At 69.4% G+C, this 11,032-nt stretch carries 12 protein-coding genes; 8 read left to right on the top strand and 4 right to left on the bottom strand.

Translation table 11 applies throughout. The annotated features are described in order from the left end of the window. Positions 1-260: hypothetical protein (locus tag VDQ18_RS20495; protein WP_323022744.1), on the bottom strand; the 260-nt coding region annotated here is incomplete at its 3' end. A gap of 270 nt (positions 261-530) precedes the next feature. Here VDQ18_RS20495 and VDQ18_RS20490 point away from each other — a divergent pair. The 3 genes from VDQ18_RS20490 (at position 531) to rpoH (ending at position 4,024) form a co-directional block, all read left to right on the top strand. Further along, positions 531-1,562: a cupin domain-containing protein gene (locus VDQ18_RS20490; protein ID WP_323022743.1), complete on the top strand. Its 1,032-nt coding sequence runs from the start codon at positions 531-533 to the stop codon at positions 1,560-1,562. Between the two features lie 14 nt (positions 1,563-1,576). After that, positions 1,577-3,010, top strand: a complete 1,434-nt coding sequence (locus VDQ18_RS20485) for a phospholipase D-like domain-containing protein (protein WP_323022742.1) — start codon at positions 1,577-1,579, stop codon at positions 3,008-3,010. A 123-nt stretch (positions 3,011-3,133) separates the two neighbouring features. Then, a complete protein-coding gene (gene rpoH / locus VDQ18_RS20480; RefSeq protein ID WP_323022741.1) occupies positions 3,134-4,024 on the top strand; it encodes an RNA polymerase sigma factor RpoH in 891 nt (296 codons plus the stop codon). A gap of 259 nt (positions 4,025-4,283) precedes the next feature. Here rpoH and VDQ18_RS20475 read toward each other — a convergent pair whose 3' ends face one another. Together VDQ18_RS20475 and VDQ18_RS20470 are read right to left on the bottom strand one after the other, a co-directional pair. After that, positions 4,284-4,880, bottom strand: coding sequence for a LysE family translocator (locus tag VDQ18_RS20475; protein ID WP_323022740.1), 597 nt, complete (start codon positions 4,878-4,880; stop codon positions 4,284-4,286). A gap of 41 nt (positions 4,881-4,921) precedes the next feature. Continuing rightward, positions 4,922-5,518 carry a LysE family translocator gene (locus VDQ18_RS20470; protein WP_416235134.1) on the bottom strand — a complete coding sequence of 199 codons (597 nt, stop codon included), beginning with the start codon at positions 5,516-5,518 and terminating at the stop codon, positions 4,922-4,924. Positions 5,519-5,621: 103 nt separating this feature from the next. Between VDQ18_RS20470 and VDQ18_RS20465 the strand changes: the two genes are divergently transcribed. From VDQ18_RS20465 to VDQ18_RS20450, 4 genes are read left to right on the top strand one after another with little or no spacing between them, the layout of a single operon-like run. Beyond that, positions 5,622-6,074, top strand: a complete 453-nt coding sequence (locus tag VDQ18_RS20465) for an Lrp/AsnC family transcriptional regulator (RefSeq protein ID WP_323022738.1) — start codon at positions 5,622-5,624, stop codon at positions 6,072-6,074. Then, a complete protein-coding gene (gene chrA / locus VDQ18_RS20460; RefSeq protein ID WP_323022737.1) occupies positions 6,061-7,308 on the top strand; it encodes a chromate efflux transporter in 1,248 nt (415 codons plus the stop codon). The genes VDQ18_RS20465 and chrA overlap by 14 nt, the downstream gene beginning before the upstream one ends. Positions 7,309-7,357: 49 nt before the next feature. Beyond that, positions 7,358-8,698 (top strand): 3-phosphoshikimate 1-carboxyvinyltransferase, encoded by a 1,341-nt coding sequence (gene aroA / locus VDQ18_RS20455; RefSeq protein ID WP_323022736.1) that lies wholly within the window; start codon positions 7,358-7,360, stop codon positions 8,696-8,698. Positions 8,699-8,702: 4 nt separating this feature from the next. Continuing rightward, positions 8,703-9,197 carry a hypothetical protein gene (locus tag VDQ18_RS20450; protein WP_323022735.1) on the top strand — a complete coding sequence of 165 codons (495 nt, stop codon included), beginning with the start codon at positions 8,703-8,705 and terminating at the stop codon, positions 9,195-9,197. 122 nt (positions 9,198-9,319) lie between these two features. Here VDQ18_RS20450 and VDQ18_RS20445 read toward each other — a convergent pair whose 3' ends face one another. Then, positions 9,320-10,291: an MBL fold metallo-hydrolase gene (locus VDQ18_RS20445; RefSeq protein ID WP_323022734.1), complete on the bottom strand. Its 972-nt coding sequence runs from the start codon at positions 10,289-10,291 to the stop codon at positions 9,320-9,322. A gap of 88 nt (positions 10,292-10,379) precedes the next feature. Here VDQ18_RS20445 and VDQ18_RS20440 point away from each other — a divergent pair, with 88 nt between their 5' ends. Then, the gene (locus VDQ18_RS20440) at positions 10,380-10,970 is read left to right on the top strand and encodes a d(CMP) kinase (protein WP_323022733.1); all 591 of its coding nucleotides are present in this window, start codon (positions 10,380-10,382) and stop codon (positions 10,968-10,970) included. Positions 10,971-11,032 lie beyond the last annotated feature (62 nt).

The raw sequence follows: 11,032 nt of genomic DNA, 5'->3' as shown, positions 1-11,032 counted from the left end.
GCCGGGTCGGCACTCGCGCCGCTGTCGGAATCGGTCAGGCCCGAGCGCCCGCCGCTGCCACGGCCGTTCCCGGCGGGGTCGGCGCTGGCGCCGCTGTCGGAATCGGTGAGGCCGGTTTGCGCGCCTGCCATCTTGGTCTGGGCCAGGGTCGCGACACCCGCCGCGGCCCCCAGCAGCACGGAGCGCCGTCCCAGGGCGCTGCCGGTTCGGATCTCGTCATCACTTAATGTCTTGCGGGGTTTTTTCGACTCGTCGGCCATTGCACACGACCTCCCGTTCGTGACTAAGTGAGAAAGCGTAGGGACAGGTTCCGTTTCGGGTCAAGGAAACCCTGCCGGATGCCCAAAAAAAGGGAGTTTTTCATGAAAGATAATCAGGATTCACCCGCTCCGGTTGATTTTGCGAGCGTCATTGCGCCCCTCACGCCGCAAAGCTTTTTTGTCGACTATTTCGAAAAGAAACACCTCGTCATTCGCCGCGATAATCCCGATTATTTCGCTAGCCTTTTGTCGGTGGCGGAAATTGACCGGGTGCTGACGCAGCAAATGATCCCGGGCGAAGAAATGCAGATGGTGCGCACCGGCAAGGGGATCCCGGCCGAGGAATTCCAGACGCCGACGGGCTTCATCGACCCGGTGCGGGTGGCGCGGCTCTTCGACGAAGGCGCGACCATCGTGCTGCCCGGGTTGCAAAAGCGCGTGGCGGCGCTGGCGGCCTATTGCCGGTCGATGGAGACGGTGTTCAACGTCGATCTGCAGACCAACATCTATTTCACGCCCGAGGGCTCGCAGGGGTTCAAGACCCATTACGACAGCCACGATGTCTTCGTGCTGCAGGTGGCGGGCTCGAAGGAATGGAACATCTACGAAAGCTCGGACTTGGAGCTGCCGCTGCGCAGCCAGGCCTTCCAGCCCGAGGGCTTCAAGGCCGGCGCGCTGATCGACACCTTCACGCTGCATCCCGGTGACATGTGCTACGTGCCGCGCGGCGTCGTCCATGATGCCCGCGCGACCGAGGAATTGTCGCTGCACATCACCACCGGCCTGCTGACGCCGCGCTGGATCGACCTCATCGTCGATGCGGTCAACCAGCTGGCGCTGGTCGATCCGGCCTTCCGCCGGGCGATCCCGCCGGGCCATGCCAATGACGGTTTCGACCGGACCGAGGCGCGGCAGGTGTTCCGCGAGCTGCTGGCCCGCGCCGCCGAGCGGATCGAGCCGGACCGCACCCTCGATTACTACGCCCATGATTTCCGCAGCCGCCGGGTGCCGGTGGTGCCGGGGCAATTGTTCCAGACCTTCGAGGCAGGCGCCGTGCAGCCCGGGGTCGTGCTGGCGCGGCGGCCGGACCTCATCTACGCCATCGGTGTGGTGGGAGAGGAGGTGGTGCTGGGCGTCTACGGCACCGAGATCGCCTTCCCCGCCCATGTGGAGGAAAGCCTGCGCGACGCGATGCGGCGCGATCAGGTCACGGTGGGCGAACTGGCGGGCGACCTCGACGAGGCGGGGCAGGCGGTGATGCTGCGCCGTCTGGTGCGCGAGGGCGTCTTCGCTCTGGTCTGAGGCCGGGCAGGACGATGGAGACCGGCGCCTGGGTCGGCCTCACGCTGACCCTGCATTACGCGTTGCAGATCGGGGTCATGGTACGGGCGCTGACCCGGCCGGACCGCGAGCCCGCCTCCCGCGTGGCCTGGGTGCTGGTGATCCTCGGCCTTCCGGCCGCCGGGATCGCGCTTTACCTGATGCTGGGCGAGGTCAGCCCCGGCCGCCGCCGGGTGGCGCGGATGCGCGAGGTCCGGCAGGCGCTGCCGGTGGCGGTGCCGGGGCAGGGCGCGGCCCTGTTGCCGGCGCCCGCCCGGGCGGCCTTCGGTCGCGGGGCGGCGGTCAACGGCTTTTCGCCGGTCGGCGGCAACCGGGCGGAGCTGGCGGCGGATTCGGATGCCGCCATCGCCGGGATCGTTGCCGATATCGACGCGGCGCGCGAGAGCGTGCATATTCTGGTCTATATCTGGCTCGACGATCGCAACGGCCGGGCGCTGATGGCGGCGCTGGCCCGGGCAGCGGCACGGGGCGTGACCTGCCGGGCGATGGTCGATGGGCTCGGCTCGCGCGGGGTGCTGAAAAGCGCGGCCTGGGCGGCGATGACGGCGGCAGGTGTCCGGACCGGCATCGCCTTCGATACCAGCTGGGCGGCGGCGCGGCTGCTCCTGGGCCGGATCGACATCCGCAACCACCGCAAGATCTTTGTCATCGACGGGCGCATCGCCTGGTGCGGCAGCCAGAATTGCGCCGATCCCGCCTTCCTGCCCAAGGCCCGTTTCGCGCCCTGGGTCGATATCATGCTGCGGCTCGAAGGGCCCGTCGCCTGGCAGATGCAGGCGCTGTTTGCGGCCGACTGGATGGCGCAGGGGGGCGATGACATCTTGGGCGCGCTGGCTGTGGCTCCGGCTGCCGCCCCGGAGGGCTTCCCGGCGCTGGCGGTGGGCACCGGGCCCGATCTCTCGGCCAACGCGGTGCCGGACATGGTGGCGCTGCTTCTGGCGGCGGCCGAGCGCGAGGTGGTGATCTCCACCCCCTATTTCGTGCCGACGCAGGGGCTGGACGAGGCGCTCCGCGCCACCGCCCTGCGCGGCGTTTCGGTCACCCTGATCCTGCCCGCGCGCAACGATTCGCGGATGGTGGCCTGGGCCAGCCGCTCGACCTATGCCGGGCTTCTCAGGGCCGGGGTGGCGATCCATGAATTCCAGCCGGGACTCTTGCACGCCAAGACCCTGACGGTGGACGGCGGGCTGGCGATGATCGGGTCGGCCAACCTCGACCGGCGCAGTTTCGAGCTGAATTTCGAGAATGTGATGCTGATCGCCGACGCGCCGACCTGCGGCTTGATCCGCGAGCGTCAGCAGGTCTATCTGGTACAGAGCAGGCAGGTCTCGGGGGATGACGTCTCGGGCTGGAGCCTGCCCAAGCGATTGCTTTACAATGCTGCGGGCATCGTCAGCCCGGTGTTGTGACGGGTCCTACCGGGGAACCGGGGCGCTTGAATCGCCGTTGACCCGTGCCTAGATCGACAAAACGACGGAAAACCGTCGCTGCTGCGTAAGAGTTTCGTAGCACCTGAAAGGAGAGAACACCCGGTGAGCGATTACGCCAGTCTTCCCGCCCCCAGCCCCGAACAGGGCCTGAACCGGTATCTGCAAGAGATCCGGCGCTTCCCCATGCTGGAGCCCGAGGAGGAATACATGCTGGCCAAGCGCTGGGTGGACCATCAGGACACCGGCGCCGCGCACAAGCTGGTGACCAGCCACCTGCGGCTCGCGGCCAAGATCGCCATGGGCTACCGCGGCTATGGCCTGCCGCAGGCCGAGGTGATCTCGGAGGCGAACGTGGGCCTGATGCAGGCGGTGAAGCGCTTCGATCCCGAGAAGGGCTTCCGCCTGGCGACCTATGCTATGTGGTGGATCCGCGCCTCGATCCAGGAGTACATCCTGCGGTCCTGGTCGATGGTGAAGCTGGGCACGACCTCGGCGCAGAAGAAGCTGTTCTTCAACCTGCGCAAGGCCAAGGCCCGGATCGGCGCCATCGAGGAGGGCGATCTGCGGCCCGAGAATGTCAAGCGGCTGGCCGAGGATCTGTCGGTTTCCGAGGATGAGGTCGTCGACATGAACCGCCGTCTGGCGGGGTCCGATGCCTCGCTCAACGTGACGGTGGGCGGCGACGAGGGGTCGTCATCCTGGCAGGACTGGCTCGAGGATGAGGATGCCGACCAGGCCGGGGCCTATGCCGAGCGCGACGAATTCGAGGCGCGTCAGCAGATGCTGATGGAAGCGATGGATGTGCTGAACGAGCGCGAGCGCGACGTGCTGACCGAGCGTCGGCTGGCCGAACCGCCGGTGACGCTGGAGGATCTGAGCACGAAATACGGCGTCTCGCGCGAGCGGATCCGGCAGATCGAGGTCCGGGCGTTCGAGAAACTTCAGGCCCGGATGACCGAGATCGCCCGCGCCAAGGGCATGATCCCGGCGTGAGGATGCCGTAGGATGGGCAATATTGCCCATCCTACCAGACCACCCCCCGCAGGCAGGCGCCGGGCAAGCGCCGGCCCGGGGGATGGCGCAGCAACGCTGGTGCAAAGCACTTTATCTAGCCACATCCGCTGAAGATTGGTTCGGCTCGGGCCGCAGCCAAAGCGCCAGCCCGTGGGGACGGGCCGGCGCTTGCCCGGCGCCTGCGGCTTGATTCCGGGCTGGCGACGCCTCGGGGGCGGGACGCTGACGGTGCAGCTCCTTACCCGAACAACACCGGATAGAGCGTCGCCACCAGCGTGACCGCCATCACCGTGTTGAAGATCCTCAGCCGCCGCCGGTCCGCCAGGAACCGCCGCAACCCGCGGCCCATCACCGTCCAGATCAGCACCGAGGGCACCGAAACCACGAGGAACGCCCCCGCCACCATCAGGACCGAGGGCAGGTCCGCCCCCGGCGCATAGAGCGCATTGGCGGTCAGCGCCGCGGTCCAGCCCTTGGGATTGACCCATTGGAACCCCGCCGCCTGCAGGAAGGTCAGCGGCCGCGCCCCGGCCTTGACCGAGTCGGACGGCGGGGCGGCAGTGGCGATCTTCCAGGCCAGCCACAGCAGATACCCGACCGAGATCACCGTCAGCACCAGCCGTGCCTCGGGCCAGGCGGTGAAGAGCCCGGCCACCCCGAAGCCCACAAGCGCGATCATCAGCGCGAAGCCCAGCGTCACCCCGGCCATGTGCGGCACCGTCCGCGCCACGCCGAAATTGACGCCCGAACTCAGCAGCATGACGTTGTTCGGCCCCGGCGTCGCCGAGGCGACGAAGGCGAAGATCAGCAGGGCAAGGATCGTATCGGCGGGCATGCCCCGACCTTACCCGATTTCGCGGCGCTGGCGAGGGGGGCTCATCCCCGGATCACCGGCCAGAGCGTCGCCACCAGCAGCGCCGCCATCGCCCCGTTGAACAGCCGCAGCCGCCTCGCATCGGCCAGCCAGCCGCGCAGCAGGCTCCCCATCGCCGCCCAGGTCGAGACGCAGGGCAGGTTGATGGCGCCGAAGACCAGCGCCAGGGCGAGGATCGCGGCGTTCCCGCCTGCGGGCGGCAGGTAGAGCGTGCTCGCGGTCAGCGCCATGCTCCAGGCTTTGGGATTGACCCATTGGAACCCGGCCGCCTGCCAGAAGCCGAAGGGCCGCCCGGCGGCCTCGCCCGGGGCAGGCGGCGCGGCATGGGCGATCTTCCAGGCGAGCCACAGCAGATAGGCGACCGAGGCAACCGTCAGCACCCCGTGCAGCGGCGGCCAGAGGGCGAAGAGCCCGGCCAGCCCCCAGCCGGTCAGCGCCACCATCAGCGTGAAACCGGCGCCGATCCCCAGCATATGCGGCAGCGTCCGGCGAAAGCCGAAATTCACCCCCGAGGCCAGCAGCATCAGGTTGTTCGGCCCCGGCGTGATCGACGAGACGAAAGCATAGAGCATCAGGGCGGCAAGCAGGTCCGAGGGCAGGGGCATGGCGATCATGTCTGAGGTTGGTCTGCGCGCAATCATATTCGGTCTTCCGCCGAATTGAATTGCAAGAATGCGCCCGTTGGCGATATCTTTGCAATCCATGATCGACCATGACCTCCTCAACGAGAAGATATTGCGCGAGCTGTCGCGGGACGGCCGCCTGTCCAATCTGCTGCTGGCCGAGCGCGTCGGCCTCTCGCCCTCGGCCTGTCTGCGGCGGGTGCAGGAGCTGGAGCGGCGGGGCGTCATCAAGGGCTACCGCGCGGTCCTCGATCCCGCGCAGACCGGGCGCGGTTTCGTGGCCTATATCACCGTCGGCCTCAGCCAGCACACCAAGGCCAGCCAGAGCGACTTCGAGCGCGCCATCGCCCGGGCGCCGCAGGTGCGCGAGTGTCACAATGTGACAGGGACGATCGAGTATCTGTTGCGAGTCGAGGTCGCCGACCTCGCCGCCTACAAGCATTTCCACACCGAGATCCTCGGCACCCTGCCGCAGGTCAATGCGATCAGCACCTATGTCGTCATGGAATCCCCCAAGGATGAACGCGCCTGACAGCGACCGACCCGAAAGCGACCTGAGGGTCTGGGCCCGGATCGGGCTTCTGAGTTTCGGCGGACCGGCCGGGCAGATCGCGCTCATGCACCGCGAACTGGTCGACCGGCGCGGCTGGATCGACGAGGCGCGGTTCCTGCATGCGCTGAATTTCTGCATGCTGTTGCCGGGGCCCGAGGCGATGCAGCTCGCCACCTATGTCGGCTGGCTGAGGGGCGGCTGGCGGGGCGGCATCCTGGCGGGCGGGCTTTTCGTGCTGCCCGGGATCCTCGCCATCATGGCGCTGAGCTGGGTCTATGTGCTGGCGGGCGGCGTCGGCTGGATCGGCGGGGTGTTTTTCGGGCTGAAGGCCGCGGTCATCGCGCTGGTGGCCGAGGCACTGATGCGGATCGGGCGGCGGGCGCTGAAGGGGCCGCAGGCCTGGGCCATCGCCGGTGCCGCCTTCCTCGCGCTCTTTTTCTTCGGCGTGCCCTTTCCGCTGGTGGTTCTGACCGCGGCGGGGATCGGCTTTCTGACCGCGCGGGGCGAGGCTGTGGCGGTCGGCGCGGCGCCCCGGGGCGCGACCCTGCGGGTGGCACTGGTCTGGGCGGCGCTCTGGCTGGGGCCGGTCGCGCTGCTGCTGCTCGCGCTGGGGCCGGGGCATGTGCTGGCTCAGGTCGCGGTCTATTTCAGCCAGATGGCGGTGCTGACCTTCGGCGGCGCCTATGCGGTGCTGGCCTGGGTGGCGCAGGCGGCGGTCGAGCAATTCCACTGGTTGAGTGCGCCGCAGATGCTGGACGGGCTGGCGATGGCGGAAACCACGCCCGGCCCCCTGATCATGGTTACGCAATTCGTGGGCTTCATGGCGGGCTGGCAGGCGGGCGGGCTTTGGCTGGCGACGCTGGCGGGACTGGTCACCACCTGGGTCACTTTCGCGCCCTGTTTCCTCTGGATCTTTGCCGGCGCCCCCTATGCCGAGCGGCTGAGGGGCAACCCGGCGCTGACCGGCGCGCTGGCCTCGGTCACCGCGGCGGTGGTCGGCGTCATCGCCAATCTGGCGCTGTGGTTCGGCATCCATGCGCTGTTTCGCGACACGGTCGCGGGCTGGCCGGTCTGGTCCTCGCTCGATCCCTGGGCGGCGGGGCTGATGGCGCTGGCGCTGGTCGCGGCCTTCGGGCTCAGGCCGGGGCCGGGGCTGCTGATCGGGACGGCCGCGCTGGCGGGCGTGGCGCTGCACCTCGCGGGACTGGTGTGAGGGGCAGGGCTGCGCTATCACCCGGCGGAAATCACCGCCCGAGGTTCCCATGTCTGCCCATGCCACGCCGATCCCGATGATTGCCCGCCGCTCGCCGGCCCTGACGGGCGTGGCCCAGATCCCCGGCGACAAGTCGATCAGCCACCGGGCGCTGATCCTGGGCGCGCTGTCGGTCGGCGAGACGAAGATCACCGGCCTGCTGGAAGGGCAGGACGTTCTGGACACCGCAGCGGCGATGCGGGCCTTCGGCGCCACCGTTACCCGCCACGGCGAGGGTGAATGGACCGTCAACGGCGTGGGCGTCGGCGGCTTCGCCGAGCCCGCGCAGGTCATCGACTGCGGCAACTCGGGTACCGGCGTGCGGCTGATCATGGGCGCCATGGCGACGACGCCGATCACCGCCACCTTCACCGGCGACGCCAGCCTCAACAAGCGGCCGATGGGGCGGATCACCGACCCGCTGGCGCTGTTCGGCGCGCGGGCGGTGGGGCGGCGGGGCGGCAAGCTGCCGATGACGCTGGTCGGCGCCGCCGAGCCGGTGCCGGTGCGCTACACGCTGCCGATGCCCTCGGCGCAGGTGAAATCCGCGGTGCTGCTGGCGGGGCTCAACGCGCCCGGCGAGACCGTGGTGATCGAGCCCGAGGCGACGCGCGACCATACCGAGCGGATGCTGCGCGGCTTCGGCGCCGAGGTGACGGTCGAGGAAAGCCCGGAAGGCCGGGTGATCACGCTGAAGGGTCAGCCGGAACTCACCGGACAATCGGTCGCCGTGCCGCGCGATCCCTCCTCCGCCGCCTTTCCGGTCTGCGCCGCGCTGCTGGTCCCGGGGTCCGAGATCCTGGTGCCCGGCGTCTCGCGCAATCCGACGCGGGACGGGCTCTATGTCACGCTCTTGGAAATGGGCGCCGACATCACCTTCGAGAACCCGCGCGAAGAGGGCGGCGAGCCGGTCGCCGACCTGCGCGTGCGCTATTCGCGGCGGCTGAAGGGCGTGACCACGCCCGAAGAGCGCGCGGCCTCGATGATCGATGAATTCCCGGTGCTGTCGGTGGTGGCCTCGATGGCGCAGGGCGTGACGGTGATGCGCGGCGTGAAGGAGCTGCGGGTCAAGGAAAGCGACCGGATCGACGCCATGGCCCGAGGGCTCGAGGCCTGCGGCGTGAAGATCGAGGAGGACGAGGACACGCTCATCGTCCACGGCACCGGCCGCGTGCCGGGCGGGGCGACTTGCGAGACGCGGCTCGACCACCGGATCGCCATGAGCTTCCTGGTGCTGGGGCTGGTCTCCGAGGAACCCGTGGCGGTCGATGACGGCGGGCCGATCGCCACTTCCTTCCCGGCCTTCGAGCCGCTGATGGCGGCGCTCGGCGCCCGGATCGAGCGGCGGTGAGGCCATGCGGCGCGCGCTGACCTGGCTGCTGCCGCTTCTGACGCTGGCGTCCTATCTCTATCTGGTGGTCGTGCTCGGCCGGCCTTTGCAGGTCGAGGCGCAGGGACTGCCGCCCTTCGACCTGCGGATCACGGGCTATGACCTGGGCGAGGTGCGGGCCTATCTCAGGGCGCTGAGCCCCGCGGGCTACGCGCTCTATCAGGGGCCGATCCGGCTGGCCGACACGATCTTCCCGGCACTGATGGGGCTGACGTTCCTGTGGTGGATGCGGCCGCTGCGCGGCGCCTTCGGCATGGTCTGCGCCACCGCTGCGCTGGCCTATACCGCGCTGGACTGGGGCGAGAACCTGTTCATCCAGCGGCTGCTGGAAGGGGGGCCGGATTACGTCGATCTGGCCGATGTGCAGAGCGCAAGCGCCTTCACCCTGGCGAAATTCGCGGCCTTCGCGCTGGCCGCGCTGCTGGCGGCCCGGGCCAGCTGGCGGCGGGTGCGCGGGTAGCGGGACCCGGCGCTCGGGGGCATCGAGCCCCCTCGCGCCGGCGCGGGTGCCCCGCGCAGGGGGCGTTCCACCCCCTCGGCCTGACGGCCTCACCCCCTGAGGATATTTGCAGAACGAAGATATCAGAGGGGCGGGATCGCCCAGCTGTCGGCCGGGGCGAGGGCGCGGAAACGCTCGGCCGGAATGGCGTGCGTGTGCAGGGCCCGGGCGAGCGCCTCGGGCGGGGCCTCGCGTCCCTCGTCGGTCAGCTGGAAGGTGCCCCAATGGTGGCCGATGCCATAGGCCGCGCCCGAGAGGCGGAAGCCTTGCAGCGCTTCGTCCGGGTCCTGGTGCTGCGGGCTCATGAACCAGCGCGGTTCATAGGCACCGATCGGCAGGATGGCGAGGCGCAGCGCGCCGTGGCGGGCGGGCAGGTCGCGGTAGGGGCGGCCCTGGTCGAAGCCGGTATCGCCGATATGCAGGATCTTGCCCGCCGGACCCTCGATCACGAAAGCGGCCCAGAGCGCCATGGAGCGGTCGCGGATGCCGCGGGCGGACCAATGGTGGCAGGGTTCGAGATGGAGGGTGAGCGGCCCGACCTGACGGCTCTCTCCCCAATCGGCGGTCTCGACCCTGAGGCCGGTGCCCTTGAGAAGCGCGTCATTGCCGAGGGGGGTGATGATCAAGGGATCATGCGCCTTCAGCCGCTTGAGGGTCGCAAGGTCGAGGTGGTCGTAATGGTTGTGGCTCAGCAGCACCGCGTCGATCTTCGGCAGATCCTCGAAGCGGATCCCGGGCTCGGCCACCCGTCGCGGCCCCGCCAGCCGCGAGGGCGAGGCGCGCTCGGACCAGACGGGATCGGTCAGCAGGTTCAGCCCCGCGGTCTGGATCAGCATCGTGGCGTGGCCGACCATGGTGACGCTCAGATCCGCGACCGTCGGTGGCGGCACCACCGGCGTTATCGCCACCTTCGCGGGCCAACGCATCCGCTGCCCCTCGCGCTGCCAGCGCCAGACATCGCGCAGCCCGCGCGGCGCCTCGCCCCCGGGGTTGAAAAAGCGCGTGCCGTCGAAATGGTCGCTGACCGGGCCGCGGTAATAGGGCGTACGGGGCATCGGGATCTCCTTTCCTGCGATATCGGCACCGGGACGGGGGTTTCAAGAGGGCGGGCGCTGCGCTAGGCAGGGCCAAACGGAGGCAGGCATGATCTTCACGGTGGCAGTGGACGGCCCGGCGGCAGCGGGCAAGGGCACGATCAGCAAGGCGCTGGCCCGGCGCTTCGGGCTCGCGCATCTGGATACGGGGCTCCTTTACCGGGCGGTCGGCGCCAAGGGCGGCGATCCGGTGGCGGCGGCGCAGGGGCTGACGGCCGAGGATCTCTCCCGCGACGACCTGCGCAGCCTGGAGGCCGGGCAGGCCGCCAGCCGCGTCGCCGCGATCCCCGAGGTCCGCGCCGCGCTCATCGCCTTCCAGCAGGATTTCGCCCGGCGCGAGGGCGGGGCGGTGCTGGACGGGCGCGATATCGGCACGGTGATCTGCCCGGGCGCCGAAGTGAAGCTCTTCGTCACCGCCCGCCCCGAGATCCGCGCCCATCGTCGCTGGCTGGAGCTGGGCGGCGACGAGGCGCAGGTCCTGGCCGAGGTCATCGCCCGCGACGAACGCGACATGAACCGCGCCGACGCCCCCCTGAAACCGGCCGCCGATGCGGTGCTGGTCGATACCTCGGACCTGAGTATCGAGGCCGCCATCGCCCGCGCCGCCGATCTGGTGGCAGCCCGGCTGCCGCGCGCCTGACCCCCTCCATCTTTGTTCTCTAAATATCCTCGGGGGTTTCCAAAGGGGGCCCGAGGGTCCCC

This window comes from Pararhodobacter sp., from assembly GCF_034676075.1.
GTDB lineage: Bacteria > Pseudomonadota > Alphaproteobacteria > Rhodobacterales > Rhodobacteraceae > Pararhodobacter.
This window is presented reverse-complemented; position numbering and strand designations above follow the sequence as displayed.

Bases quoted from the DNA above. Each gene is read 5' to 3' on its own strand.
- VDQ18_RS20485 (WP_323022742.1), top strand. From the start codon at position 1,577: ATGGAGACCGGCGCCTGGGTCGGCCTCACGCTGACCCTGCATTACGCG.
- VDQ18_RS20475 (WP_323022740.1), bottom strand. From the start codon at position 4,880: ATGCCCGCCGATACGATCCTTGCCCTGCTGATCTTCGCCTTCGTCGCC.
- VDQ18_RS20465 (WP_323022738.1), top strand. From the start codon at position 5,622: ATGATCGACCATGACCTCCTCAACGAGAAGATATTGCGCGAGCTGTCG.
- chrA (WP_323022737.1), top strand. From the start codon at position 6,061: ATGAACGCGCCTGACAGCGACCGACCCGAAAGCGACCTGAGGGTCTGG.
- aroA (WP_323022736.1), top strand. From the start codon at position 7,358: ATGTCTGCCCATGCCACGCCGATCCCGATGATTGCCCGCCGCTCGCCG.
- VDQ18_RS20450 (WP_323022735.1), top strand. From the start codon at position 8,703: ATGCGGCGCGCGCTGACCTGGCTGCTGCCGCTTCTGACGCTGGCGTCC.
- VDQ18_RS20445 (WP_323022734.1), bottom strand. From the start codon at position 10,291: ATGCCCCGTACGCCCTATTACCGCGGCCCGGTCAGCGACCATTTCGAC.
- VDQ18_RS20440 (WP_323022733.1), top strand. From the start codon at position 10,380: ATGATCTTCACGGTGGCAGTGGACGGCCCGGCGGCAGCGGGCAAGGGC.